Raw genomic sequence first — 26,454 nt, forward strand, 5'->3', positions numbered from 1 at the left:
CCGCCCCTCTCACGCTCGGAAGACGTCTCCCCTCCATGATCCCCCCTTCGGGGAGCAGGGAGAACACGCCGGAGCGCGCTCAGGGGCAGCTCGCCTCCAGCGACACCGGGTCGGTCTCCGGGGCCTCGGACGTCGGCGTCGTCCCGAGGCTCGGCGTGCCCTGCGCCTGCACCGGCGGCTCGACGGTCACCGCGCCGGACGGCGTCCGCGACGGGGAGCCCGAGGACGACGGCGACGGGCTCTTCGACGCGACCTGGTCGGCGGTGCCGACGGCCTCGGCGGCGAGCCTGCGGATCTTCGCGAAGTCGGGGTTGCCGGTGTGGATCAGCGGCGGGACGAACTGGAGGCTGTCGATGCTCGCGTCCTCCTTGATCTCGCCGGACAGCTGGATCAGCGCGGGCAGCAGCTCCTGCGGGATGTCGGTGGACAGCGTCTGCTTGGCCGCCGAGGCCAGCGCGTCGAACTTGGTGAGGACGGTCCGCGGGTCGGCCTGCTCGGCGATCGCGGCCATCAGACACTTCTGCCGGCCCATCCGGACGTAGTCGCTGCTGTTGGTGCGCGACCGCCCGTACCAGAGGGCCTCCTTGCCGGTCAGCGTCCGGTGGCCCGGCTGGAGGACGTCGCCCCGCTGCCCGTAGGGGATCGGCTGCAGGATGTTGATCTTCACGCCGCCCATGGCGTCGATGATGTCGGCGAAACCGAACATGTCGACCAGGATGTAGTAGTCGACGGGCAGGCCGAGGATCCCCGAGATGGTCGCCTTCAGCAGCGTCGGGCCGCGCTCGCCTTTGGGCACGCCCGGAACCACGTCGGGGTGCTCCTCGGCGTACTGGTACACCTCGTTGAGCAGGCCGGGCGTCATCGGGCCCCCGCCGGTGAACCCGTACGGGAACCGGTCGCGCGCGGGCCCCGGCGGCATCGGGAAGCTCTCCAGATTGCGCGGGAGGCTCAGCAGGACGGTGTCGCCGGTCTCGGTGTCGACGCTGGCGAGCGTCATGCTGTCGGTGCGGACGCCGGGGCGGTTCTCGGCGGCGTCGCCGCCGAGCAGCAGGATGTTGACACGCTCCTCCCCGTCCCACGGGTCGTCCGCGTCGATCTTCTGGCCGTTGTGGCCGCCGGCCTGGAAGATGCTGGTCAGCGCGTCCCGGTAGACGTACGTGCCGCGCACCGCCCACGCCGTCGGGACCGCGACCCCGAAGCACATCAGCGCGACGGCGGCGGCGCCGAGCGACCGCGCGCTCAGCCGCATCCCGTCCGGGCGGAGCAACTGGTAGGAGCGGACCACGACCGCGACCCACAGCACGCCGAGCAGGATGAGGCCGCCGGTGATCTGCTGGAGGACGTCCGGGCGGACGACGAGGTCCAGCAGGTCGCCGCGGTAGATCGTGGCGGCGGCGGCGAGCGCGGCGGCGAGGACCGTGTACACCGCGAGCAGCAGGCCGCCGACGCGGCGGCGGCCGGTGACGATGTGGGCGACGCCCCAGACCAGGGCGGAGACGAGGGTCAGCGCGAGCGCGCGGGGCAGCCCGCCCGCCCCGCCGGGGGATCCGTCGCGGTCCGGCCGCCGGGCGCGACGACTCGCCCATCCACCCATGTGACTCCGATCCCCGCCCACGGTGATTTAATCCTCCGGCCTCACATTATGGACGCACGAAACCCGTCAAGGGTTTCTCGAGCGCACATTCGTGATCTTGTTGAGGACGGATCGAGACCCCGTGTTCGCGCGCGCGTCACCCGGCCGTCGCCTCCCGTACAGCGGGCCCGGAGCGCGGGACCGGCCCGGCGGGGCGGGGCGCCGGGGACCGGCCCCGGGCGGGACGGCCGGTCAGCCGCAGCCGTCGGTGAGGACGGGCAGCGGGCGCGCGCCGCCGTCCGGCCCGGTCCCGTCCCGGACCGCCCGCGCCGCCATCCGGCGGATCGCCGCGTAGTCCGGACGTCCCGGGGAGATCACCGGCGGGACGAACTGCAGGCTGCGGACGTCGGCGTCGCGGATCTTCGCCGACAGGTCGACCAGGGCGGGCAGCAGCCGCTGCGGGAGGTCGGTGCCGACCGACTCCTTGAACACCTCGGTGAGCCGCTGGAAGCTGCGCAGCACGGTCAGCGGGCCCGCCTGGCGCGCCAGCGCCCACATCAGGCACTTCTGCCGCCCCATCCGGACGTAGTCGCTGCTGCCGGTACGTGACCGCCCGTACCAGAGGGCCTCCCGCCCGGTCAGCGTGCGGCAGCCGGGCCGCAGCACGCCCGCCGGGACCTGCGACCGGGGCACCGGGACCGGCTCGGCCACGCAGACCCGGACGCCGCCCACCGCGTCGACGATCTGCCGGAAGCTGCGCATGTCGACCATCACGTAGTAGGGGACCGGCAGGCCCAGGATGTGCGACACCGTCCGCTTCAGCAGCTCCGCGCCGGGGTCGCGGACGGCGCTCCCGCCGCGCGCGAGCAGGTCCGGGCGGTCGGAGCCGAGGCCGTAGACGGCGTTCAGCAGCCCGTCCGCGGGATAGGGGACGCGTCCCTGGCCCGACCACACCGGCACGTGCTGCAGGTTGCGCGGGAGGCTCAGCAGGACGGTGTCGCCGGTCTCGGTGTCGACGCTGGCGAGCGTCATGCTGTCGGTGCGCACCCCCGGCCGGCCCACATCGGCGTCGCCGCCGAGCAGCAGGACGTTCAGGCGCGGCACGCCCGCCCACGAGTCCCCGCCGGGGCGCGCGCCGCCCGCGGCGGGCGCGGGGGCGCGGGTGCCGCCGGCCTGCGCGGCGGGCGTCGCGGGCCCGTCGGCGAAGACGCTGTCGACGAGGTCGCGCTGCAGGTGCCCGTAGTGCGCCACGGTCAGCGGAGGGACGATCACCAGCAGGCACAGCACCGAGACGGTCGTGCCGCCCGCGAGCCGCCACGGCGGCGACAGGTCCTCGGGCAGCAGCGCCAGGTAGGAGTGGACGATCAGCAGCGCCCACAGCGCCGCCAGCACCACCGAGCAGGCCGTCGCCGCCGTGAGCCAGCCGGGACGCACCGACAGCTGCAGGAACAGCGGACGCAGGTGCGCGAACGCCAGCGCCGCGGCCGTCAGCAGCACCGCCTGGGCGCCGAGCAGCGCCCCGCCGAGCCGGACCCGCCCGGCCCGCAGGTGCGCGAGGCCGGGCAGGGCGGGGGACACCGCCGCCATCAGCAGCGCCTCCGCCACCGCGAACGGCGCCGCGTTCCGCCCGCCGGGACGGCCGCGCCGGGCGGCACGGTGATGCCCGCCGCGCGCGCCGGGCCGCCGTCCGCGCGCGCCGCCGGGCCGTCCGCGCCCGTCCGCCGGTCCCCGCTCGGGCCTCTCGTCGCGCATGCTCCGCCCCTTCCGGGCGCGGTCCCCCTGCCGCGTCCTCAGGCGAGCGTGCAGCCGCGGACGCCGCGCGCGCGGCGAGCGCGCGCGGCGTGTCGCGGAAAAGCGCGGGCCGCTGACCGGCCCGAACGCGTCCGTTTACCAGCTGCTGGACAGCGGCATGCCCTCGGCGTAGCCGGACGAGCTCTGGATCCCGACGGCCGCGCGCTCGTGGAACTCCTCGAGCGTGCGGGCGCCCGCGTAGGTGCACGAGCTGCGCAGCCCGGCGACGATCGAGTCGATGAGGTCCTCCACGCCGGGACGCTGCGGGTCCAGGAACATGCGGGAGGTGGAGATCCCCTCCTCGAACAGCGCCTTGCGGGCGCGGTCGAACGGGGAGTCCTCGGCGGTGCGCAGCCGCACGGCGCGCGCCGACGCCATCCCGAAGCTCTCCTTGTAGAGCCGTCCGTCGGCGGCGCGCTGCAGGTCGCCCGGCGACTCGTAGGTCCCGGCGAACCAGGAGCCGATCATCACGTTGGCGGCCCCGGCGGCGAGCGCCAGCGCGACGTCGCGGGGGTGCCGGACACCGCCGTCCGCCCACACGTGCCGGCCCAGCCTGCGGGCCTCGGCGGCGCAGTCCAGGACGGCGGAGAACTGCGGGCGCCCCACGCCGGTCATCATCCGGGTGGTGCACATCGCGCCCGGCCCCACGCCGACCTTGACGATGTCGGCGCCCGCCTCGATCAGGTCGCGGGTGCCCTCGGCCGTCACCACGTTGCCGGCCACGACCGGCACCGCCGGGTCCAGGCCGCGGACGGCGGCGAGCGCGGCGATCATCTTGTCCTGGTGGCCGTGCGCGGTGTCGACCACGAGCAGGTCGGCGCCCGCCTCCAGCAGCGCCTTCGCCTTCCCGGCGACGTCGCCGTTCACGCCCACGGCGGCGGCGATGCGCAGCCGCCCGCGGCCGTCCACGGCGGGGTCGTACAGGGTGGCGCGCAGCGCCCCGGTGCGGGTCAGGACGCCGGTGAGGCGGCCCTCGTCGTCGACGACGGGCGCGAGCCGGTGGCCCCGCTCGTGCAGCCGGTTGAACGCCTCGCGCGGGTCCACCCCGGCGGGCAGCGTCACCAGGTCGCGGGACATGATGTCGCGCAGCTGGGAGAACCGGTCGACGCCCTGGCAGTCGGCCTCGGTGACCACGCCGACGGGACGGTCGTCGGCGACGACGATCACGGCGTTGTGCGCCCGCTTGGGCAGCAGCGCGAGCGCGTCCCCGGCGGTGCTCGACGGGTCCAGCGTGATCGGGGTGTCCACGACCAGGTCGCGCCCCTTGACCCAGCCGATGACCTCGGCGACGACCTCCACCGGGATGTCCTGCGGGAGCACCGCGACGCCGCCGCGGCGGGCGACGGTCTCGGCCATCCGGCGGCCGGACACCGCGGTCATGTTCGCGACGACGAGCGGGATCGTCGTCCCGCTGCCGTCCACGGTCGACAGGTCGACCTCCAGACGCGAGCCGACCGACGAGCGGCCGGGCACCATGAAGACGTCGTTGTAGGTGAGGTCGTGAGCGGAGTGCTCACCGTTCAGCAGGCGCACGGCTGTCTAACACACCAATCGATGATGAAAGTGGCTGGGCCACCGTACATTGTGTGCCATACCCCCCGATGCTCCGCACACGCACCCGTCTCTTCCGGGCGGCATGCCCGCACCCAGGGGTGATGACCCTGTGTCCCCGGGGCGCGTCCGACCCTTCCGCACCGGTTTTCCAGCCGCCTTGCAGGCATAACGGAACTGAACGCCCGCACATGAGGGAAAGTCGTGCAACGTGAGGCTTAGCTCTCTGTAAAGTTACCTCTTGACGTAATCGCGCCCCCGATGCACTTTTCTTACATGTGCCTCGCGCGGACGGCCGTCCTGCCGTAGGGGCGTCACATCAGAACACCGGGAGAGGCGCATGCAGGCCACGCACTTGGACCCGGTCCGCGTCATCGTCGGGGGCGCTCCCGCCGCACCCCCCGCCCCCGCGCAGCTCTTGCCCCGCGGGGGCTCCCGGTCCGCGCGCGGCGATCCCGGGCCCGCCCCGCCGGGCGCTTCCCGCGAAGCCCTGTGGAGTGCCGGCGTGCGTCCCGCCCGGCCGCCGCCGGGACCGCCGGACGGCTCATGCCTCCGGCGGCGTTCGCACGTTCGAAGGGGGTCGCGCGACGTCGGAAACGGCACCGCGCGCGACCGCTCATAGACGCTTCGACGGCCGCCGGGCGGGGCGAACACGAGCAAGATCAATATTTGACGTCATCCCGTCCCGAAATGGAATGATCTTGCAGTTGCTGGCAAAACGATTCATCGCATGTCGAGGAGGACAGCCGTGCTGGATGCGGTCGACGCCGTGCTCGTCCGCGAGCTCCAGCGGGATGGCAGGGCCACGTTCCAGGCGCTCGCCGATCGCGTCGGGCTATCCCGCACGGCCGTGCGGGCACGCGTGCAGAACCTTCTCGAAACGGAGGTCGTCCGCGTCGTCGGCATCGTGCACGCCGCCGTCGTCGGCGCCGAGGCGACCGGGCACGTCTCGGTCACCGTGGACGGCTCCGCGCGGGAGGTCGCGAAGGCCGTCGCCGAACGGCCGGCCGTCGGCTTCGCCGCGCTGACCGCGGGCCCGCACGACCTGGTCGTCCAGGTGCGCACCAGGGACGACGCCGCCCTCGCCGCCGAGGTGGACCACCTGCGGTCCGTCCCCGGCGTGCGGACCGCGGAGGTGTTCCGCTCCGTCGCCACGGTGCGGGACGCCCACACGGTGGTGCGGGAGCTCGGGGAGGTCACCCTCGACGACATCGACTGGCGGCTCCTGCGGGAGCTCCAGCGCGACGGTCGCGCCCCCTACACCCGGCTCGCGCACATCATCGGGCTGTCGCAGGCGGCCACCCGGGCCCGGGTGGTGCGGCTCATGCGCACCGGGGTCATCCAGGTGACCGGCCTCGCCGACCCGCGGGCGCTCGGCGCGGCCGAGCTCGGCGGGTTCGGCCTGCTGGTCGGCGGCGGCCTGCGCAAGACCGCCGAGGCGGTCGCCGCGCTGGACGGCGTCCGCTACGTGGCGACCGGGTTCGGCCGCTACGACATCGTCGGGCAGGCCGAGGCGGCCTCGCGCACCGAACTCGTCACCGTGCTCGACGCGGTGCGGTCGGTGCCCGGCGTGACGGTCCGGGAGTCCTGGCACCACCTCGACGTGGTGAAGGAGTCCTACGCCGCCGACCTCCCCGACGGCCCCGCCGGCGGCGCGTCCTGAGGACGCGCCCCACGCGGTGCCGGGGAGGCGCCTCGGCCACGGCGAGCTCGTGGCCGGGGCATCGGTCCACCGGCCCCCGCGTCCGGGAACCGGCGCTCAGGCGCCGCGACCGCCCGGCGCCTCGCGCACCGGCTCCCCGACGGACTCCTTCACGTGCTCCTTGGCGAAGGCCAGGAAGTCGCGGCCCGCGGGCGGCGTCCGGCGGTGCAGGTGCACCAGCCCGGCCCGCGGGGTCAGCGGGTGGACGGCCAGGCCGGCCGGGGCGGGCGGCTCGGCGAGCCCGAGGTCGGCGCGGCCCGCGCGCAGCGCCGCGGCCACCGCGGCGCGGTCCGCGCACCGCACCACCCGGATCCGGACGGCCGGCTGCGCGCGGGCGAAGAGCGGGACGAGCCGTCCGATCAGCTCCGGTTCCAGCGCGGCGGTCGTGGCGATGCGCAGGTCGGCGCCCTGCCCGCGGCCCCGCGCCGCCGACAGGGACTCGATCGCGTCCACGGCCTCCAGCGCCGCCCGCGCCCGCCGGACGACCTGCTCCCCGACCGGGGTGAGGACGACGCCGCGCCCCGAGCGCGCGAACAGTTCGAGGCCAAGCTCGCGCTCGAGCTCCCGCACGGCCCGCGACAGCGCGGGCTGGGCGACGTAGAGCGCCTGGGCCGCCGACGTCATCGTGCCGTGGTCGGCGGTCGCCACGACGTAGCGCAGCTGCCGCAGATTCATGTCCCGACGGTATGCCAACCGGCCGCCGCGGTCCGGACAACGGCGGAACCTGACCCGAAACGGCCTCAGCCGGCCTCGCCCGCGCGCCCGTCCCCGCGCCCCTCGTCCGGGCGGCCGCCGTCCCCGTACCCGGGACCGGCCGTGTCGGGGACGGTCTCGGGCTCCGGCTGCAGCTGCGGCGCGCCGACCGAGCAGTGGCTCCGGGCCTGCGGCTCGCAGTGCACGCCCTCCGTGACGACCAGCGCGCCGTCGGAGACGGTCAGCACCGTCAGCACCGCGCCCGCCGCCAGCAGCGCCGCGCACACCGCCATGGAAAGGCCGAACCCGTCGGCGAACGCCTCCGGATCACGCAGCGCGCCGCCCGTCAGGCCGGTCAGCGGCGGGATCGCCGCGACCGCGAGCAGCCCCGCCGCCCGCGCCACCGCGTTGTTGACGCCGCTGGCCACCCCCGCGTGCCGGGACCGCGCCGTCGCCAGCACCGTCGCCGTCAGCGGCGCCACCACCGCCGACAGCCCCAGCCCGAACACGGTCACCGCGGGCAGCACGTCACGGACATAGGACGCGCCCGTGCCGATCCGGCCGACCAGCAGCATCCCCGCGGCCGCCACCAGCAGCCCGCCCGCCATCGGCCACCGCGGCCCGGTCTTCTGCGCGACCGCGCCCGCCCGCGCCGACAGCAGCAGCATCAGCGCCGTCACCGGCAGCAGCGCCGCGCCCGCCGCGACCGGCGAGAACCCGCCCACGACCTGCAGGTGCAGCACGAGCAGGAAGAACATCACGCCCATCCCGCCGTAGACCAGGAACGTCACGGCGTTGACCGCCGAGAACTGCCGGGAGGCGAACACCTCCAGCGGCAGCATCGGCCGGGGGACGCCGTCGCCCGGCCGCCCGGACAGCCGCCTGCCGCCGCCGCGCCACCGCTCCACCGCGAGGAACCCCGCCGCGGCCGCCACCCCGAGGATCCCGGCCGCCGCGACCACGACCGGACGCGCGTGCCCGCTCGGCGCCTCCGTCAGCGCGTACGTCGTGCCCGCGAGGGCGAGGGCCGCGAGCACCGCGCCGAGCACGTCGAACCGCCCGCCCGCCTCCGGGTCGGCGCTCTCGGGGACGTGCCGCGCCGCCACCAGCACCACCAGGGCGGCGAGCGGCACGTTGAGCAGGAACACCCACCGCCAGCCCGCGGTCTCCACCAGCCACCCGCCCGCGAACGGCCCGACGGCCCCGGCGATGCCGCCGAGCCCCGACCAGGCCCCGACCGCGCGCGGCCGGTCGTCCGCGGTGAACGACGCCTGGATGATCGCCAGCGAGCCCGGGGTGAGGAGCGCCCCGCCCACCCCCTGCAGCGCCCGGGACACCACCAGCATCCCGACGTCCTGCGCGACGGCGCACAGCACCGAGGCGGCCGCGAACCACAGCACGCCGAGCAGGAAGATCCGCCGCCGCCCGTACCGGTCGCCGAGCGAGCCGCCCAGCAGGATGAACCCGGCCAGCGTCAGCGTGTACGCGTTCACGGTCCACTGCAGGCCCGTGATGTCCGCGCCGAGGTCGTCGGCGATGGCGGGCAGCGCGACGTTGACGACCGTGGAGTCGAGCAGCGCCAGTCCCGACCCGAGGACGGTCGCGAGGAGGATCCAGCGGCCCGGCCCGGTGCCCAGCCGGACGTTCCCCGGATCCGCGGCGACGTCAGCCATGGTCGCATCGTGTCACGCCGCCGCCACGCCGCGCCCGTCCGGGGGCTCGCCCGCGCGGCGGGTCCCCGCCGACGGGTGTCGTGCCGGACGTCAGCGCGGGGGAGGGGTCACCAGTGGTCGGGGCTGAACGGCTCGTCCTCGGGGCGCGCGGACTCCGACAGCAGCCGCAGGTCCGACTCCACCATCATCCGGACCAGGCCCTCGAAGGTGACCTCCGGCTCCCAGCCGAGCTGCTCGCGCGCCTTCTTCGGGTCGGCGCACAGCAGGTCCACCTCGGCGGGCCGGGTGTACTTGGCGTCCAGGACGACGTGGTCCTCCCAGTTCAGGCCCGCCGTGCCGAACGCGAACTCGACCAGTTCCCGCACCGACTGGGTCTGGCCCGTTCCGATGACGAAGTCCTCCGGGGACTCCTGGGCGAGCATCAGCCGCATCGCGCGGGCGTAGTCGCCCGCGTAGCCCCAGTCGCGGCGCGCGTCCAGGTTGCCCAGGCGCAGCTCGGAGGCCAGGCCCAGCTTGATGCGGGCCACGCCCAGCGACACCTTCCGGGTGACGAACTCGGCGCCCCGGCGAGGGGACTCGTGGTTGAACAGGATCCCGCTGACCGCGAACATGCCGTACGACTCGCGGTAGTTCTGGGTGATGTAGTGCCCGAAGCTCTTCGCGACCCCGTACGGGCTGCGCGGATGGAACGCCGTCCGCTCGTTCTGCGGCGTCTCCCGGACCATGCCGAACATCTCCGAGGACGACGCCTGGTAGAAGCGGATCTGGTCGGGGCCGGGCGTCCGCGACTGGCTGATGCCCGACACCACGCGGATCGCCTCGAGCATGCGCTGCACGCCGACGCCGGTCACCTCGGTGGTGAGCTCCGGCTGCTGCCACGACATCGGGACGTAGGAGATCGCGCCCAGGTTGTACACCTCGTCGGGCTGGACCTGTTCCACCGCGGAGATGAGGCTGCCCTGGTCCAGCAGGTCGCCCGTGGTGATCCGCACGTCGCCGATGTGCTTGCGCAGCCGCGAGACGTGCGGGTTCGCCTGTCCCCGCACCAGACCCCACACCTCGTACCCCTGTGCGAGCAGGTGCTCGGCCAGGTACGAGCCGTCCTGTCCGGTGATGCCGGTGATGAGTGCTCGCCTGGTCAGCGGATCCTCCATGCTGCTCGGTCGGGGCTGCTCGGTCCGGGCCGCGACCACCGGGTCGGCGGCCCACCGCGGGGACGCAATCCCGCAACGAGCATGACATATGAGGTTAGCGACCTCGTTGGGTTGCTGACGAGCGAGGGCGGCATTTGAACCGAATTCGCTTCTAGTGCCGGTCGAGTGCCGGATGCGGCCTCGCACGTCCCGCCCCGGGGACCGCTTGGCGCCCCGGCCCGGGGGTGTGCGAATCTGTGATCATCATGGGCTCTCCGGAAACGACGCCGCTGCGGCTGAACGGGCGCGAGCTCGGCCCGCACGCGATCATGGCCGTGGTCAACCGCACCCCCGACTCGTTCTTCGACAAGGGCGCCACCTACGGCTTCGACGCGGCGCTGGACGCGGTCGGTCGGGCCGTGGCGGCCGGCGCCGACATCGTCGACATCGGCGGGGTGAAGGCCGGGCCGGGCGAGGACGTGGGCGTCGCCGAGGAACTGCGCCGCGTGGTCGACCTCGTCGCGGCCGTCCGGGAACGCCACCCCGGCGTCGTGATCAGCGTCGACACCTGGCGCGCCGAGGTCGGCGAGGCGGTCGCCGCCGCGGGCGCCGACCTGCTCAACGACACCTGGGGCGGCCCCGACCCGCGGCTCGCCGAGGTCGCCGCCGCGCACGGCATCGGCCTGGTCTGCGCCCACGCGGGCGCGCTCGAGCCGCGCACCCGCCCGCACCGGACGGCCTACGCCGACGTGGTCGCCGACGTGATCGCGCACGTCACCGCGGAGGCCGAGCGCGCCGTGTCCCTCGGGGTGCGCCGGGACGCCGTCCTCATCGACCCCGCGCACGACTTCGGCAAGAACACCCGGCACTCGCTGGAGATCACCCGGCGGCTCGGCGAGCTGACCGCGACCGGCTGGCCGGTCCTGGTGGCGGTGTCGAACAAGGACTTCATCGGGGAGACCCTGGGCCGGCCCGTGAACGGGCGCGGCGCCGGGACGCTCGCCGTGCTCGGGGTCTCGGCCGTCCTCGGCGCCCGCGTGTTCCGCGTCCACGACGCGGCCGCCGCGCGCCGCGCCCTCGACGCCGTCGCCGCCCTCGGGCCGCCGCCCGCGGCGGGCGGTTAGCGGCGGCCCGGCCGGCGGGCGGACCGCCCGGTCAGAGCGCCGCCTCGCGGCGGCGGGCGCGGTACGCCGCGACGTGCATGCGGTTCCCGCACGTCCGGCTGTCGCAGTAGCGGCGGCACCGGTTGCGGGAGAGGTCCACCAGCACCCGGTCGCAGTCCGGCGCCTCGCAGGTGCGCAGCCGGTCCAGTTCCCCGGCCGCCACCACGTACGCCAGGGCCATGCCGCAGTCGGCCGCCAGGTGCTCGGGGAGCGGGGCGCCGGGCGCGAAGAAGTGGACGTGCCAGTCGTAGCCGTCGTGGTCGGTCAGGTGGGGGGTCGTACGGACCTCGCCGACGATGTCGTTGATGAGCCGGACGGCCGACGGCACCTCTCCGGCCAGGAACACCGCGTGGAAGCGGTCGCGCAGCCGCCGGACCGCGGCGACGTCCTCGCCGGTCACCTCGCCCAGGTCGCTGAAGGAGTTGCGCTCCACGAACGCCCGCAGCCCGGGCAGCCCGTCCAGTTCCTCGGCGCCGGACGCGGCGGCACCGGTGTTGATCAGGTCGACGACCACGGCGAGCGCGTGCTCGGTGTCATGAGTGAAGATCACGGTGAGTCCAGTCTTCAGGGAACCGGGGCGGTCGTTGCGCCGGACGCCGCCGCGGGGGCCGGAACGCGGCCCGGCCTCAAGCCTATGCCGCCGGGACGGCCCCGCGCCGCCCGCCCCGCGAGGACGCGCGGGCGCGGACGCGGCCGGGCGCGGGCCCCGCACCCTGCGGGAACGTTCCAGTATCGGGCCGGCCGGGGACGCGTACCGCGCCGCGCGAGGCCCGCGCCGACGCCGTCCCGATCATCGCGCTGGCGTTCGGGCTGACCACCCTGACCACCCTCACCACGCTCGCCGTCGCCGCGACCGTCACCGCGCTGCTGCCCGAGGTCGGCTGGACGGCGGCGCTGGCGTTCGGCGCGGCCGTCTCGCCCACCGACCCGGTGGCCGCCACGTCGGTGATGCAGCGCCTCGGCGCCCCGCCCCGGATGGTCACGATCCTGGAGGGCGAGTCGCTGATCAATGACGGCGCCGCGCTGACGATCTTCGTGCTGGCGGTCGAGGCGCTGAACACCGGGTTCACCCTGGCCGACGGCGTCGAGCGGACCGTGCAGTACGTCGCGGGCGGGCTGGCCTACGGGTTCGTCCTCGGCGCCGTGATCCGGCGGGTGCGGCGCAGGATCCGCGACCCGGTCAGCCAGGTGATCGTCTCCCTCGTGACGCCCTACCTGGCGTTCGTGCCCGCCGAGCACGTCGGCGCGTCCGGCGTGCTCGCCACCGTGGTGACCGGGTTCACCATCGGCACCCACGGCGAGGGCGTGCTGCAGCCCGCGTCCCGGCTGGTCGGCGCCACCTTCTGGCGGATCCTGACGTTCCTGCTGGAATCGACCCTGTTCGTGCTGCTCGGGCTGGAGATCCGGCCGATCGTCCGGGAACCCGGCGGGCAGACGTGGGCGATGGTCGCGGCGACGACGCTGGCGGTGTCGGCCGTCGTGATCGGCGTCCGGCTGCTGTGGGAGCTGGGGTACGGCCCGCTCGCCCGGATCGCGCCGAACCGGCGCGGCCGGGGCGGCCAGCGCGGCCTCGACCGGCGGCAGCGCATCGTCATCGGCTTCGGCGGCATGCGCGGCGCGATCACCCTGGCCATCGCGCTGTCGCTGCCCGCCGCCGTCGGCCCGCAGCGGGGCCTGCTCGTGCTGCTCGCCGCGCTCGTCGTCCTGGTCACGCTGATCGGCCAGGCGCCGCTCCTGCCGCCCCTGCTGCGGCGGCTCGGGCTGATCGAGTCCGACCGCCGCCGGACCGAGGCGATGCGCGCGCGCCAAGCGGGCCTCCAGGCCGCGCTCGCCCGCCTGGACGAACTCGCCGAGGACGACGCCGTGGACGTGCGGACCGCCGACGCGTACCGGCAGATGCTCGAACTGCGGCTCGACCGCGTCCGCTACTTCCTCGACGAGGAGGACGGCGGGCACGCGGCGGACGGGCCGCCGCCGAACAGCCGACGCGTCCGCGCGGAGCTCGTCCGGGCGCAGCGGGCCAAGCTGACGGGCCTGTACCGCCGGGGCAAGATCGGCGCGGAGACGCTGCGGGAGATCAGCCGCGAACTCGCTTTCGAGGACCCGATCGTGATCCGCAGGTCGCGCCCCTAGCGCGTCCGTCCGGCGGCCGGGGAGGGGCGAGGGGACGGGGCGGCGTGCTCGGCGCGCGGTGGATCAGCGGGCGTAGTGGGGGTCGGCGACGACGGGGTAGTACGCGTCGGCGTGCTGCACGCGCATGGTCACGACCGAGCCGTCCAGCGCGTAGTCGGCCTTGACTTGGCGGAACATCGAGTCGCTCGCCCACGGGTTGTAGAGCCGCCCCACGGTCGCGCCGTAGCGCAGGTGGACGACGTCGTAGCCGCCGGACGGCATCGACTCGAGCGCGAGCCCGTCGGCGAGGGACACCGGGAACCGGAACTCCGCCGGGGCGCCCGGACCGTGGATCACGGTCAGCAGCCGCACCCCGCCCGCGGTCGTCTGCGCCACGATGTCGGTGTCGACGTCCACGCCCACGAACACCCGCAGGGTGGGCCGCAGCAGCTGGGCGGGCGTGTCCGCCGCGGCGGTGTCGATGCCGAGGTGGATCCGCTGGCCGTCCTTGGTCGGCACCCACACCCCGTCGCGGGCGCGCTGACCCCAGGCGACGTCCGGGTTCTCGACCTCCTGGGGCTCGTTCTTGCCCCGGGCGACGAGAATCCGGGAGGCGGCGCTCATCGCCGCGGCAGCCCCGTCCTGTGCATGCCTCATGGCGGGCCCCCTCGCCTTCTTTCATCACTTATGTGACATCACGCTGTCATGGGTTTACCACGAGAATGCCGGGCGGCACGCCCCATGCCCGTTCCATGGCCCGTGATGGCCGCTTCACGGCGTTCGCCCGGTGTGCCGTAGGACCTTACACCACGCTTATCCGGGCCGGTCGGGGATGCTGCGGGTTCGCCGGGCGCCGCCGCCGCGGGCCCCGTGGAGCCGCGCCTTCCGGCGCCGCCGGGGTGGTCCGAAAATCCTTTGCCGCCCCCGGCGATCGAAGGGATCATTGAACCCATCGGGTGATGAATGCCACGAAGGGGTGAGCCACCGGTTAGGCGGCTGGTCTCCAAAACCAGCGGAAAGTGGGTTCGACTCCCTCCGCCCCTGCAAGTCGTCACGGAAAGCGCCGTGTTCCCTTACGCTCCGCAATTCCTTTCGGAGCGTCCCGGGACGGCGGGAGGGCCGCCGCGGCCCGGGCCGGCCGCGGCGGCCCTCCGTCGGGGCCGTCCTCCGCTCAGGCGAGCGCGGGCTCTCCCACCGTCTCCGCGAGGTCCGCGAGGACCTCGCCGAGCCGGTCCAGGGCGCCGGCGATCCACGGCAGCGCCGCCGGGTCCGGGGACGCCAGCGCCGCGAGCCGCTCCTCGTCGTCCCGCCCGTACAGCAGGCTCGGCGCCACCCGCATGCGCAGCGCGTCCGGGTCGTCGCCGAACGCGCAGCCCGGCAGGACGCCGACGCCGTACCGGTCGAGGAGCAGGCCGGTCAGGTCCGCCGCCGTCCGGACGCCGTGCCCCGCGCGCAGCGCCTCCCGCAGCGGGCCGAAGTCGGGGTACACGTAGAAGGCCGCCTCCGGGCGCCGCACCCGCGCACCCGCGGCGGCGAACCGGTCCGCGACGGCGCCGGTGATCGCGGCGTGCAGGCGGCGGCTGCGGTCGACGTGCTCGACCAGCTCGGGCGGCTCCGCGAGCGCGTACGCGGCGGCGTGCTGCATCGGGGCGGGCGCGCTCGACCACACCTCGCTCGCCACGCCGAGCAGGCTGTCGCGCAGCGCCCGGCCGAACGCGCCCTCCGGCAGGCGCGCCACCCCCAGCCGCCACCCGCCCGCGGCGAGGCTCTTGCTCAGCGCCGTCGTCACGACCGTCCGCTCCGGCGCGAACCGCGCGGGCGAGTGCACCGTCCGGGCGGGGTCGTGCACGAGGTCGCGGTAGATCTCGTCGGAGACGATCACGAGGTCGAGGTCCCGCGCGACCGCGCACAGCCGCCGGACCGTCTCCTCGGACGCGAGCGTGCCGGTGGGGTTGTCGGGCAGCGTGACGATCACCGACCGGACGCTGCGCCCCCGCGCCCGCGCCCGCACCACGGCGTCGGCGAGCAGCGCCGGACTCGGCACCCCGCCCTCGCCCGGCGCGGTCGCGACGTGCAGCGGCTCCCCGCCGAGCAGGGACGCCTGCGCCGCGTAGGACACCCAGCTCGGCGCGGGCACGACGACGTCGCCGCCGATGGACGCCAGCAGCGCGTACAGCAGCGGCTTGCTCCCCGGCCCGCACACCACCGCCTCCGGGACGGTCGGCACGCCGCGGCGCGTCCAGTACCCGGCGGCGGCCGCGCGGAGCTCCTCGGAACCGGCGACCGGGCCGTAGGCGCCCCGGTCCGCGGCGGCGGCCAGCTCGCGCGCCAGCGAAGGGTGGATGGGGACGCCCGCCTCGCCGAACCCGAGCGGCAGCACCCGCACCCCCTCGCTCCGCTTGCGGTCGAGGGCCTCGTTCACCGCGAGGGTCGGCGACAGCGGCACCGGGCGCGGCGCGAACGGGACGGGACGGACGTCCCCGTCGCGGCGGGCCCGGCGGGCGCCCGGACGGCCGAGGACGGACGCGTCCAGCGGGGGCGCGTCCAGGACCGGGACGGCGTCGAGTTCGGCGGCGTCGAGTTCGGAGGTGCGCAGGTCGGGGGCGCCGAGGGCGCTCGGATCGAGCGGGGTGTCGGACTCCGCCTCGGCGGCGGAGGCGTCCGGCACCGGCGCGTCGGCCGCGGACGGGTTATGGGCAGGCATGAAAGCCTCCAGAGGGCATGCTGAAATAACGGATGGTGAAGTAGTGGTCCCCGTGTGTGACCCTTGCGGGCTCGCAGTCATACTTCCCCGCCGACAGCATCACTACAAGCGAGTCTCATCGATGCTGACCGTAAGATGTAGTGATGCTCGAGCTGCGCCGCCTCCGCCTCCTCGCCGAGTTCGCCCGCCGCGGCAGCATCGCCGCGACCGCCGCCGCGCTCGGCTACACCCCCTCGGCGGTCTCCCAGCAGCTCGCCGCGCTCGAACGGCAGGCGCGCGTCCCGCTGCTGGACCGCACCGCCCGCAGTGCCGAGCTCACCGACGCCGGGCGCCGGCTGGCCGCGCGCGCCGAGGAGATCCTGGGGCTGGTCGAGACCGCCGAGGCGGAGCTGTCCGCCGCGTCCGACACCCCCACCGGACGGGTGGTGGTGACCGCGTTCCCGACCGCCGCCGTCGCGTTCGCGCCCGCCCTCGCGCACAGCCTCGGGGAGCACGAGGGGCTGACGTTCGTCCTGCGGCAGACCCGCCCCGTCGACGGCATCCGGCAGGTGCAGAACGGCGAGGTCGACATCGCGCTGATCGACGACTGGACGGGCACCGTCCCCCACCAGTCGCCCGCCGCGCTCGAGTTCTTCCACCTGCGCCGCGACCCGCTCGTCCTCGTCGTCCCCGCCTCCCACCCGCTGTCGGACCCGCGCCTGCCCGTCGACCTGCAGCGGCTGCGCGAGGAACCGTGGATGGCGGCGCCGAGCGGCGAACCGTCCCGGGACGCCGTCGAGCGGCTGCTCGACACCGTGGGCGGCCACCGGCCCGTCCCGTGGGAGTTCGAGGGGCTGCACACGATCCTCAGCCTCGTGGCCCGCGGCATCGGCGTCACCGCCGTGCCCGCCCTCGCCCTCGCCGCGGGCGACCGCGGCGTCGCCGTCCGCCGGATCCCCGAGTGCACGCTGGCGCGCGAGGTGTACGCCGTGACCCGCAGCGCCAGCGTGCGCCGCCCGTCCGTCGCGGTGACGCTCCGTGCCATCTACGCCGCCGCCCGTGACGTCCAGCCGGCGGCGCCCGAAGGGTGACCCGCGGCGCCGGCCCGATTTCCCCGACCGGAGCGCGGTTGCGGACGTCTCCCCAGGTCGTGCGGGTGTGCGCCGGTGCCTGCGGGGGACACGGTGCGGGACGGCACGCGCGAGTTTTGACCTCGAATCGGCCGGATTCGCGCGGATCATCACGTACGGTGGGGCGAATCGTGACGACATCCGAGACTTTGCACACCGATCGGGGAGCGCAGCGCTCGATGGAACGACCGGCGACCACGCACACGGAGCCGTCCGCGGTGACGGCGCCGTCCGCTCCGGCGGCACCGGCCGAGCTCGTACGGCCTCGGCACGCACACCTCCAGGACGCGTCCCTCGACGCGTCCCTCGACGCGGCGCGCGCCGAGGGGGCATGGGCGGACGACGGACGGCACGGGGCGATCGTCCCCGAGCCGGGCGGGCCCGCGCCCGCGGAGACGGCGCCCGCCGCGGGCGCCGGGGCCACGGCCGCGCAGGACGTCGAGGGCGAGGGACACCACGTCTTCGAACTGCCGCGGATCCGGGCCCTCCTCGTGCACGCGCTGCCGCGCTTCTTCGAGGGCGTCATCGCCCCGGTCCTGGTGTTCTACGCCGCGCTCACGCTGCTCGGCCTGAACGGCGCGCTCGTCGCCGCGGTCGCGTGGGTGTACGGCGGCATCGCGTACCGGTACCTGCGCGGGCATCCCGTCTCCGGGATGCTCATGCTGGCCGCGGTCGGCGTGACGGTCCGCGCGGGCCTGTCCGCCGCGACGGGCAGCGCGGTGGTCTACTTCCTCCAGCCGACCCTCGGCACGCTGATCGTCAGCATGTCGTTCCTGGCGTCGGTCCCGCTGGGCAAGCCCCTGGCGATGAAGCTCGCCAAGGACATGGCCCCGATCCCGGAGGCGTTCCTGAAGCACGGCAGGGTTCACCGCTTCTTCCTGCGGATCTCCCTGCTGTGGGCGATGGTCCTGTTCACGAACGTGCTCGTCAGCGTCTGGATGCTGTTCAACCAGTCGATCGGCACGTACCTGTGGCTGCGGACCAGCATCGTCGCCGCGCTCGGCGCGGTCGGCGTCGTCATCTCGGTGTGGGGGTTCAAGCGGCTCCTGCGCCACATCAACTGGAAGCCCGCGGGCAGCGCCTGAGCCCCGCCGGGCCTACCATGTCCCGCCGCCCCATGTGGGCGGCGGGGCGTCTTTTTTGCCATGTCGAGGACCTGAACCTTCCCGCGTGTACCCTCGTCTATCTGGCTTAGATAGGTTTGTAGAACACTGAGCCGATCTTGGTGAATGGGGGAGTTTGTGGCTGGCAAGAGGCGGTTGGGTCTTGCGGTGACCGGGGGCGCGGGCGCGGTGGTGATGCTCGCCGCCGGTTGCAGCGGCGACACCTCCGGTGCGGGTCTGGCGTCCGACGAGACGAAGACCACGGTGACGATCACGCCGGCCAACGGGACGACCCAGGTCAAGCCGGACGGGACGATCGAAGTGAAGGTCGTCGACGGCACGCTTGAGCAGGTCACCGTGCAGGGGCAGGGCGCCCAGATCACCGGGAAGCTGTCCGCGGACCGCACCGCGTGGCGCTCGGACCGGACGTTGAAGCCCGGCTCGAAGTACACCGTGACGGCCGTGGCCGCCAACGACGGCAAGTCCCAGACCACGACGAGTTCCTTCTCCACCCTCGACCCCGCGCAGACGCTCGAGATCGTCGACGTGACCCCGAACCTCAAGGGCGAGGAGGTCGGCGTCGGCGCGCCGATCATCGTGCGGTTCAACCGTCCGGTGGAGAACCGGGCCGCCGTCGAGAAGGTCCTCGAGGTGACCCCGCAGAAGCCGGTCGAGGGCGCGTGGCGCTGGATCGACGACAAGCAGGTCATCTACCGGACCAAGACGTACTGGGCGCCCCACCAGAAGGTCAAGTTCGACGCCGACCTGGCGGGCGTCAACGTGGGCGGCGGCGTCTACGGGGAGGCCGACGAAGAGGCCACCATCACGATCGGCGCCGAGCAGATCACCAAGGGCGACATCAGCGAACACCACATGACGGTGTACCGCGACGGGAAGAAGCTGCGCACCGTCCCGTTCAGCGCCGGCAACGGCACCACCCGGGAGTACACCACCACCAGCGGCGTCCACCTGCTGATGGGCAAGGAGAACCCGGTCACGATGATCTCGCCGGGCCGCAAGCCCGGAGACCCCGGCTACTACAAGACGGTCGTGAACCACGGGGTCCGGTTCTCCAACAGCGGCGAGTACACGCACGCCATGGCGTCCACCGTCGGCGTCCAGGGGAGCGCGAACGTCAGCCACGGCTGCCTCAACCTGAGCCCGAAGAACGCCAAGTGGTACTACGACATCATGCAGCGCGGCGACGTCCTCGAGCTGACGGGCAGCGACCGCGACCTCGAGTGGAACAACGGCTGGGGCTACTGGCAGCTGTCGTTCAACGAGTGGAAGGAAGGCAGCGCCCTGCAGTGAGGGTCCTCCGCTGACCCTCCTCCGCTGCCCCACCTGCACCGAGCAGTGACCGGACCCGGGCCCGGCCGTTCCGACGGCCGGGCCCGATCCGTACAGGCCCCCGCCGTGCAACGCTTTGATCTCGACGGGCGTCGAGCGGCCTGGGAGAAGGCATGGTCGGCGACTTTTGTCGCTAATGTCTCCCTGGTACGGCGGGGTATCTGGAGGTGGCGGTGCAGCACGTGTCCGCACGGCGAACGCGGCGACGGAGCGGGGCCGGTACGGCGGTGGCGGGGGTCGTGATCCTCCTCACCGCCGCCTGTTCGGGAGACGAGAAGGAGGCCGGCGTCGCCGGCGAGCAGGCCGAGGCGGCCGCGCCCCAGGTGACGATCGACCCGGGCGACGGGAACGCCAAGGCCCTCCCGGAGGCGGGCGTCGTCGTGAAGGCCACGGGCGGCACGCTCAAGAACGTCACGCTCTCCTGGCAGAACGGCCCGATCACCGACGCCGGCACCATGTCCGCCGACCGGACGAGCTGGAAGTCGCGGACGCTGAAGCCCGACACGAAGTTCCAGGTGTCGGCGGTCGCGGTCTCCCCCGAGGGGAAGACGACCACCGTCAACGCGAGCATCGCCACCCTGGAGGCGAAGCGCACGCTGGAGATCGCCGACATCGTCCCGCGCAAGGGCGAGAAGGTCGGCGTCGGCATGCCGATCACCGTCACGTTCAACCGTGACGTCGACGACAAGAAGGCCGTCGAGCAGGCGCTGGAGGTCAAGTCGTCCAAGCCCGCCACCGGCGCCTGGTACTGGGTGAGCGACAAGCAGGTCATCTTCCGCACCAAGAACGGCGACTACTGGAAGCCGAACCAGAAGGTGTCCTTCGAGGCCGACCTCGCCGGCGTGAAGTCGGGCAAGGGCACCTACGGCGCCAAGGACGTCGGCCGCGAGTTCCGCATCGGCGACTCCCACATCCTCAAGATCAGCACCAAGTCGAAGAAGGCCGTCGCCTACGAGAACGGCGAGAAGGTCCGCACCTGGCCGATCAGCGCGGGTAAGGGCGGCCGGGTGGTCAACGGCGTCGACACCTTCCTCACCACCAGCGGCGTCCACCTGACCATGGGCAAGGAGAACCCGGCGATCATGACGTCCGAGTGGATGGGCGTCGATCCGAAGGACAAGGCGAACGGCGGTTACCGCGAGGTCATCCCGCACGCCGTGCGGATCTCCAACAGCGGCGAGTACGTCCACTCGATGGCCTCCACCGTGTGGGCGCAGGGCGAGCAGAACGTCAGCCACGGCTGCGTCAACTCCCCGCCCAAGGACGCCCGCTGGTTCTACAACTGGTCCTACCGCGGCGACCCGGTGGTCATCACCGGGAGCAAGCGGGAACTGGAGTGGAACAACGGCTGGAGCTACTACCAGATGTCCTGGGAGAAGTGGGTGAAGGGCAGTGCCCTGAACCGCACCGTGACGACCGGATGATGTTCCGCTGACCCGAAGCGGGTAACAATGCCGGGAACGCCGTCTGCGAACGGGGACCCGGTGAACGACGACCCGGCGAACGGGCGCGCCCGCCCGCTGCCGCTGCGCCGCCGCGTCCGGCGGGGGGCCCACCGCGCGCTCCGCCGGACGGCGCTGGTGGCCGCGCGCCCCGTGCTGTGGCGGCGGCCCCCGCCCCGGGGCGAGCGGCTGCGCGTGCGCATCCTCCTGCAGAACGCCCACGGCACCGGCGGCACCATTCGCACCGTGCTCAATCTGAGCGGCAGGCTCGCCCGCGACCACGACGTCGAGATCGTCAGCGTGACGCGCAGCAGCGCCAAGCCGTTCTTCCCGCTGCCCGACGGCGTCACGATCACCTACGCCGACGACCGCGTCGGCCCGCGCGGGCGCCCCGCGCGGTTGCTGTCCCGGCTGCCGAGCGTCCTGATCCCCAAGGAAGAGGCGTCCTTCAAGTGGATGAACCTCTGGACCGACCTGCGGCTGCTCAGGGCGCTGCGGGCCGCGCCGCCGGACGTCCTCATCGCCACCCGGCCCTCGCTGAACCTGCTCATCGCGGCGCTCTCCCCGCGCGGCGTCACCCTCATCGGGCAGGACCACATGAGCCTCGGCTCCTACAAGCCCCCGCTGCGGCGCCAGATCCTGCGCGACTACCCGCGCCTGGACGTCCTGACGACGCTCACCGAGGCGGCCCGCACCGAGTACGCGGACGCCCTCGCCGGCTCACCGGTCCGGATCGTCCGGATCCCGAACGCCGTGCCGGACATGCCCGGCGGCCCCTCCCGCCGGACGGACAAGGTCGTCCTGGCCGCCGGGAGGCTCGTCCAGAACAAGCGCTTCGACCTGCTCATCGAGGCGTTCGCGCCGATCGCCGCCGAGCACCCCGACTGGACGCTGCGGATCTTCGGCGCCGGAGCCCGGCGCGCCGACCTGCACGACCTGGTCGCCGAGCGCGGCCTCACCGGCCGCGTCGAGGTGCGGCCCGCCAGCCGCCGGCTGCCCGCCGAGATGGAGCGCGCCGCGATCTACGCCCTCACCTCCCGCCGGGAGGGGATGCCGATGGTCGTCATCGAGGCCATGACCAAGGGGCTCGCCGTGGTGTCCACGGACTGCCCGCACGGCCCGCGGGAGATGATCGAATCCGGACGGGACGGCCTGCTCGTGCCCGTCGACGACGGCGCGGCGCTCACCGCGGCGCTCCGCCGCCTCATCGCCGATCCGGCGCTCCGCGACCGCCTGGGCGAGCGGGCCCGCGAGTCGGCGCGCGCCTACGAACCGGCCGGCATCGCCGCCCGGTGGACCGCGCTCCTCGCCGACCTCCACCCGCCGCTCCGCGCGCCCTCGCCGGCCGCCCGCGTCCCGCGGAAACGCCTGGACCGGCAGGAGGAGGAACGCGCCCCCGGCCCCTGACGCGGACGGCGCCCGGCGCCTTGCGTCACCCGCGTTCGGCGAGGCCGCGGACGAACGCGGCCTGGCCCGCGTGCTGCAGGCAGTCGGAGACGACGCTGACGAGACGGACGCCCAGGGTGACGGGCGGGTCCCAGGCGCGGTCGACGACGACGGGCAGGTCGGCGTCGGTGAGGTCCGCGACGTAAGCGGTCGTCATCGCGTGGACGCTGTCGTGGTAGCCGGTCAGCAGGTCCGGGGAGCCGACCCGGACGGACGCGACCTCGTCGGGGCCGTGGCCGAAGCCGGTGTCGGACGGGTCGAGCGGCAGCGCGAAGCGGTCGGCCCAGCCGTCGGACGTCCAGCGCTGGTCGGTGCCGGCGACGTCGGCGACGTGGTCGTCCTGGACGCGGGTCAGGTGCCACAGCAGCCAGGCGATCGAGTTCGCCTCCGGGTCGGCGCGGAACGCGAGCAGGTCGGGCGTGAGGCCGTCCGCGGCGGCGTGGACCTCGTCGCGGATCCGGTCGAAGGCGTCGGTGAGCAGTTCGGCACTGGTCATTGACCCGAGCCTAGTGCGGGGGAGCGCCGATTTCAGGCCCCCGGAGCCCCGGATGCCAGCGTTCCGCTTGATACTGAGCGTGACCGGGTGGATCCTTGGTGTGTCGATGGCCGTGCGAGGGGGAGGGTGTTCGGGCGTGCGGTGGGGTGGAGCGTGCCCGGGGCGCTGAATCCGGGCGTGCCGGAGGGCGCGCGGTGAGCCGCTCCGCGTTCGTCCACCGGGGGTGCGTGTACGGGGGCGACGACGAGTTCGTGCAGATGGCCGTGCCGTTCATCGTCGAAGGGCTGGAGCGGGACGAGCCGGTGCTCGTCGCGACGACGGCGGCCAACATCGGGCTGGTGCGGGCGGCCCTGGGGCGGCGGGCACGGCGGGTCGACTTCGGCGAGACGGGCGGGTTCGGCCGCCGCCCGCAGCAGCGGGTCTCGGCGTTCACCGGGTACCGGCACCGCCACCCGCGGGACGAGCGCGTCCGGATCCTCGCCGAGCCGGTGTGGGCGGGGCACACGCCGCGGCAGGTCGAGGCGTGGGAGTGCATGGAGTCCGCGCTGAACACCGTGCTCGGCGGCACCGGCATCCACATGGTGTGCCCGTACGACTCCCGGAACGTGCCGCCGGCGATCGTCGCGAACGTGCGGCGCACGCATCCGGAGATGCTCCGCGGCACCGACGTGCGCCCGAGCGCGGCGTACGTCCCGCCGCTCGCGTTCGTCCGGGGCCGGGCGGCGCCGCTGCCGTCCCCGCCGCGCGACGCGGTGACGCTGGCGTTCGGCGGCGACCTCGGGCGGATGCGGCACGCGATCGTGCTGGAGACGGCGGCGCTGGGGCTGCTCGGCGAACGCATGATGATCTTCTCGGCGGCGGTGGGGGAGATCGTCGGCGGGGCGGCCGGCGGGAACGGGCGGCCGACGGTGGCGCTGTGGGCGCAGCCGGGCGAGGTGGTGTGCGACGTGCGGCTGCCGATGGCGCTCGACCCGTTCATCGGCCTGCACCCGCCGACCCTCGCCCCCACGCCCGGCGACGGCCTCTGGCTCGCCCGGCAGATCTGCGACCATCTCGACGTCCGCCCGGGCCCGGACGGGACGACGGTGCGGCTGCACACCCCGGTCTGGCGTTCGCCCCGCTAGAACGCCCGGTGATCGGGTAGGCGCCGGTCATGAGCACTGCCGAGCGCGGATTCGCCGCCGAGGTGCGCGATGCGGTGACGCCGCGCGCGGTGGCGTTGGTCGTGGGCGTCTTCGTCCTGCAACTGGGGTTCATCCTGTCCTACATCGGGGCGTTCCACGCGCCGGCCCTGCACCGGCTCCCGGTGGCGGTCGCGGCGCCGCCGCAGGTCGCCGATCAGGTCGCCAGGCGGCTCGACGCGCTCCCGGGCGATCCCGTGGACGCCCGGACGGCGCGGAACGAGCAGGAGGCGCGGCGGCTGCTGCTGCACCGCGAGGTGAGCGCGGCCGTCGTCGTCGACCCGCGCGGCACCACGGACACGCTGCTGGTCGCGTCCGCCGCGGGACCGGCCGCCGCGGACGCCGCCGCGAGCCTGGCCGAGCGGGTGGAGGCGGCGCGGGGCCGGGACGTGCGGGTGGTCGATGTCCGGCCGCCCGGCCCGAAGGACGCCCGCGGGCTGTCGTCGTTCTACCTGACGATCGGGTGGATGGTCGGCGGGTACCTGGCCGCGTCGATCCTCGGGCTGTCCGCCGGGACCCGCGCGGCGAACGGCCGCCGGACCGTCATCCGGCTGTGCGCGCTCGCGCTGTACGCGGTGGCGTCCGGCGCGGGGGGCGCGTGGATCGCCGGGCCGCTGCTCGGCGCGCTGGACGGCCACTTCCTCGCGCTGTGGGGCATCGGGACGCTGACGGTGTTCGCCGCCGCGGCGTTCACCGTCGCGCTGCAGGCCCTCTTCGGGCTCGTCGGGATCGGCGTCGCGATCCTGCTGTTCGTCGTGCTCGGCAACCCCAGCGCCGGCGGCGCCTATCCGGCGTCGCTGCTGCCGGAGTTCTGGCGGGTCATCGGCGACTGGCTGCCGACCGGCGCGGCGGCGACGCTCATCCGCAACACCGTCTACTTCACCGGGCACGGCACGGCGCGCGCCTGGTGGGTCCTCGCGGGGTACGCCGCCGCCGGAGCGGTGATCGCCCTCGCCGCAGCGGCCGCGCGGCCGCGCCGCGAGCGCGCGGAGTGAAACGGGAGCCCGCCCCCTGGCGGGGTGGGGGCGGACTCCCGGGCCGGACGCGCCCGCCGGACGTGCCGCCGTCCTACGCGCGGACGCCGTAGAGGTGCTCGAGGGCGAGCTGGTCGAGACGCTCGTGCGCCGCGCCGCGGGCCGCGAGCGCCTCGATGTCGGGGGAGGCGTCGCGGACGGACCGCCAGTCCTCGCCCTCGGCGAGGGTCGGCCGGGCCAGCTCGTCCAGCCGCGCGTCCCGCAGCGCCTCCCGCACGTCCGGGTCGGCACGGAACGCGCGCACCTTCTCCCGGAGGATCAGCCAGTTGCGCATGCACGCCGCCGCCGACTCCCACACGCCCGCGTCGTCCTCGGTCCGCGGCGGCTTGAAGTCGAAGTGGATCGGGCCGTCGTAGTCGCTCTGCTCGATCAGGTCGACCACCCAGAACGCGCCGCGCACGTTCCCGGCGCCGAACCGCAGGTCCTGGTCGTAGCGGGGGCCGTGCTGCCCGTTCAGGTCGATGTGGAACAGCTTGCCCTGCCACAGCGCCTGCGCCAGGCCGTGCGCGTAGTTCAGGCCCGCCATCTCCTCGTGCCCGACCTCCGGGTTGAGGCCGACCATCTCCGGGCGCTCCAGCTCCTGGATGAACGCGAGCGCGTGCCCGATCGTCGGGAGCAGGATGTCGCCGCGCGGCTCGTTCGGCTTCGGCTCGATCGCGAACCGGATGTCGTACCCCTGGTCGGTCACGTAGGCGCCGAGGACGTCGAACGCCTCCTTGTACCGGTCCAGCGCGGCCCGCACGTCCTTCGCCGCGCCGGACTCGGCGCCCTCCCGGCCGCCCCAGCACACGTACGTGCGGGCGCCCAGCTCGGCGGCCAGGTCCAGGTTGTCCATCACCTTGCGCAGCGCGAACCGCCGGACGTCCCGGTCGTTGGAGGTGAACGCGCCGTCCTTGAACACCGGATGGCCGAACAGGTTGGTCGTCGCGGTGGTGACGACGAGCCCCGTCTCGTCCAGCGCCTTGCGGAACGCGTCGATCTTCCCCTGCCGCTCGGCGGGCGAGGCGTCGAAGTCGAACACGTCGTTGTCGTGGAAGTTCACGCCGTACGCGCCGATCTCGGCGAGCTTGCGGACGGCCCGGTCCGCGGCCATCGGCGCGCGGGTGCCCGGCCCGAACACGTCCACGCCCTGCCAGCCGACTGTCCAGATGCCGAACGAGAACCGGTCCTCGGGAACCGGGGTGTAGTCGCTCATGTC

Annotated in this window: 21 protein-coding genes and 1 tRNA gene; 11 read left to right on the plus strand and 11 right to left on the minus strand. The window is 74.2% G+C overall.

The annotated features are described in order from the left end of the window. Positions 1-79: 79 nt before the first annotated feature. The 3 genes from AB0L25_RS33980 to AB0L25_RS33990 form a co-directional block, all read right to left on the minus strand. Positions 80-1,594, minus strand: a complete 1,515-nt coding sequence (locus AB0L25_RS33980) for an LCP family protein (protein ID WP_500176860.1) — start codon at positions 1,592-1,594, stop codon at positions 80-82. 231 nt (positions 1,595-1,825) lie between these two features. Beyond that, positions 1,826-3,325, minus strand: a complete 1,500-nt coding sequence (locus AB0L25_RS33985; protein ID WP_500176861.1) for an LCP family protein — start codon at positions 3,323-3,325, stop codon at positions 1,826-1,828. Positions 3,326-3,460: 135 nt separating this feature from the next. After that, a complete protein-coding gene (locus tag AB0L25_RS33990; protein WP_500176862.1) occupies positions 3,461-4,897 on the minus strand; it encodes a GuaB1 family IMP dehydrogenase-related protein in 1,437 nt (478 codons plus the stop codon). A gap of 766 nt (positions 4,898-5,663) precedes the next feature. On the opposite strand from AB0L25_RS33990, the gene AB0L25_RS33995 reads away from it, so the two are divergent. Continuing rightward, a complete protein-coding gene (locus AB0L25_RS33995; RefSeq protein WP_500176863.1) occupies positions 5,664-6,578 on the plus strand; it encodes an Lrp/AsnC family transcriptional regulator in 915 nt (304 codons plus the stop codon). Positions 6,579-6,674: 96 nt separating this feature from the next. On the opposite strand, the gene AB0L25_RS34000 is transcribed toward AB0L25_RS33995, so the two are convergent. From AB0L25_RS34000 to AB0L25_RS34010, 3 genes are all read right to left on the minus strand, one after another. Then, a complete protein-coding gene (locus AB0L25_RS34000; protein ID WP_500176864.1) occupies positions 6,675-7,292 on the minus strand; it encodes a LysR family transcriptional regulator in 618 nt (205 codons plus the stop codon). A gap of 65 nt (positions 7,293-7,357) precedes the next feature. Then, positions 7,358-8,983, minus strand: a complete 1,626-nt coding sequence (locus AB0L25_RS34005) for an MFS transporter (RefSeq protein WP_500176865.1) — start codon at positions 8,981-8,983, stop codon at positions 7,358-7,360. A 107-nt stretch (positions 8,984-9,090) separates the two neighbouring features. Beyond that, complete coding sequence (locus AB0L25_RS34010; protein ID WP_500176900.1) at positions 9,091-10,125, minus strand: GDP-mannose 4,6-dehydratase; 1,035 nt, start codon at positions 10,123-10,125, stop codon at positions 9,091-9,093. A gap of 257 nt (positions 10,126-10,382) precedes the next feature. On the opposite strand from AB0L25_RS34010, the gene folP reads away from it, so the two are divergent. After that, on the plus strand, positions 10,383-11,240 hold the full coding sequence (gene folP, locus AB0L25_RS34015) for a dihydropteroate synthase (RefSeq protein WP_500176866.1): 858 nt from the start codon (positions 10,383-10,385) through the stop codon (positions 11,238-11,240). A gap of 31 nt (positions 11,241-11,271) precedes the next feature. On the opposite strand, the gene AB0L25_RS34020 is transcribed toward folP, so the two are convergent. Then, positions 11,272-11,829 (minus strand): CGNR zinc finger domain-containing protein, encoded by a 558-nt coding sequence (locus AB0L25_RS34020; protein ID WP_500176867.1) that lies wholly within the window; start codon positions 11,827-11,829, stop codon positions 11,272-11,274. A gap of 269 nt (positions 11,830-12,098) precedes the next feature. On the opposite strand from AB0L25_RS34020, the gene AB0L25_RS34025 reads away from it, so the two are divergent. Continuing rightward, entirely contained in the window at positions 12,099-13,412 is a 1,314-nt protein-coding gene (locus AB0L25_RS34025) for a cation:proton antiporter (protein WP_500176901.1), read from the plus strand. 63 nt (positions 13,413-13,475) lie between these two features. Here AB0L25_RS34025 and AB0L25_RS34030 read toward each other — a convergent pair whose 3' ends face one another. Then, positions 13,476-14,048 (minus strand): hypothetical protein, encoded by a 573-nt coding sequence (locus tag AB0L25_RS34030; RefSeq protein ID WP_500176868.1) that lies wholly within the window; start codon positions 14,046-14,048, stop codon positions 13,476-13,478. Between the two features lie 315 nt (positions 14,049-14,363). On the opposite strand from AB0L25_RS34030, the gene AB0L25_RS34035 reads away from it, so the two are divergent. Next, positions 14,364-14,435, plus strand: a tRNA-Trp gene (locus tag AB0L25_RS34035). Between the two features lie 127 nt (positions 14,436-14,562). On the opposite strand, the gene AB0L25_RS34040 is transcribed toward AB0L25_RS34035, so the two are convergent. Beyond that, positions 14,563-16,095: a pyridoxal phosphate-dependent aminotransferase gene (locus tag AB0L25_RS34040; protein WP_500176869.1), complete on the minus strand. Its 1,533-nt coding sequence runs from the start codon at positions 16,093-16,095 to the stop codon at positions 14,563-14,565. A gap of 143 nt (positions 16,096-16,238) precedes the next feature. Between AB0L25_RS34040 and AB0L25_RS34045 the strand changes: the two genes are divergently transcribed. From AB0L25_RS34045 to AB0L25_RS34065, 5 genes are all read left to right on the plus strand, one after another. Then, a complete protein-coding gene (locus AB0L25_RS34045) occupies positions 16,239-17,165 on the plus strand; it encodes a LysR family transcriptional regulator (protein WP_500176870.1) in 927 nt (308 codons plus the stop codon). Positions 17,166-17,383: 218 nt separating this feature from the next. Beyond that, entirely contained in the window at positions 17,384-18,289 is a 906-nt protein-coding gene (locus tag AB0L25_RS34050; protein ID WP_500176871.1) for a VC0807 family protein, read from the plus strand. A 186-nt stretch (positions 18,290-18,475) separates the two neighbouring features. After that, the gene (locus tag AB0L25_RS34055) at positions 18,476-19,618 is read left to right on the plus strand and encodes a L,D-transpeptidase (protein WP_500176872.1); all 1,143 of its coding nucleotides are present in this window, start codon (positions 18,476-18,478) and stop codon (positions 19,616-19,618) included. A 266-nt stretch (positions 19,619-19,884) separates the two neighbouring features. After that, positions 19,885-21,081, plus strand: coding sequence for a L,D-transpeptidase (locus AB0L25_RS34060; RefSeq protein WP_500176873.1), 1,197 nt, complete (start codon positions 19,885-19,887; stop codon positions 21,079-21,081). Positions 21,082-21,141: 60 nt separating this feature from the next. Next, on the plus strand, positions 21,142-22,506 hold the full coding sequence (locus AB0L25_RS34065; RefSeq protein ID WP_500176874.1) for a glycosyltransferase family 4 protein: 1,365 nt from the start codon (positions 21,142-21,144) through the stop codon (positions 22,504-22,506). A 25-nt stretch (positions 22,507-22,531) separates the two neighbouring features. Here the strand turns inward: AB0L25_RS34065 and AB0L25_RS34070 are convergent, their stop codons facing one another. Beyond that, complete coding sequence (locus AB0L25_RS34070) at positions 22,532-23,041, minus strand: mycothiol transferase (RefSeq protein WP_500176875.1); 510 nt, start codon at positions 23,039-23,041, stop codon at positions 22,532-22,534. Positions 23,042-23,235: 194 nt separating this feature from the next. On the opposite strand from AB0L25_RS34070, the gene AB0L25_RS34075 reads away from it, so the two are divergent. Further along, a complete protein-coding gene (locus AB0L25_RS34075; RefSeq protein WP_500176876.1) occupies positions 23,236-24,165 on the plus strand; it encodes an anti-sigma factor RsbA family regulatory protein in 930 nt (309 codons plus the stop codon). Positions 24,166-24,194: 29 nt separating this feature from the next. Then, the gene (locus tag AB0L25_RS34080) at positions 24,195-25,217 is read left to right on the plus strand and encodes an ABC-2 transporter permease (protein ID WP_500176877.1); all 1,023 of its coding nucleotides are present in this window, start codon (positions 24,195-24,197) and stop codon (positions 25,215-25,217) included. A gap of 73 nt (positions 25,218-25,290) precedes the next feature. Here AB0L25_RS34080 and xylA read toward each other — a convergent pair whose 3' ends face one another. Then, positions 25,291-26,451: a xylose isomerase gene (gene xylA / locus AB0L25_RS34085; RefSeq protein ID WP_500176878.1), complete on the minus strand. Its 1,161-nt coding sequence runs from the start codon at positions 26,449-26,451 to the stop codon at positions 25,291-25,293. Positions 26,452-26,454: the final 3 nt, after the last annotated feature.

Source organism: Spirillospora sp. NPDC052242 (assembly GCF_040679555.1).
Lineage (GTDB): Bacteria > Actinomycetota > Actinomycetes > Streptosporangiales > Streptosporangiaceae > Spirillospora.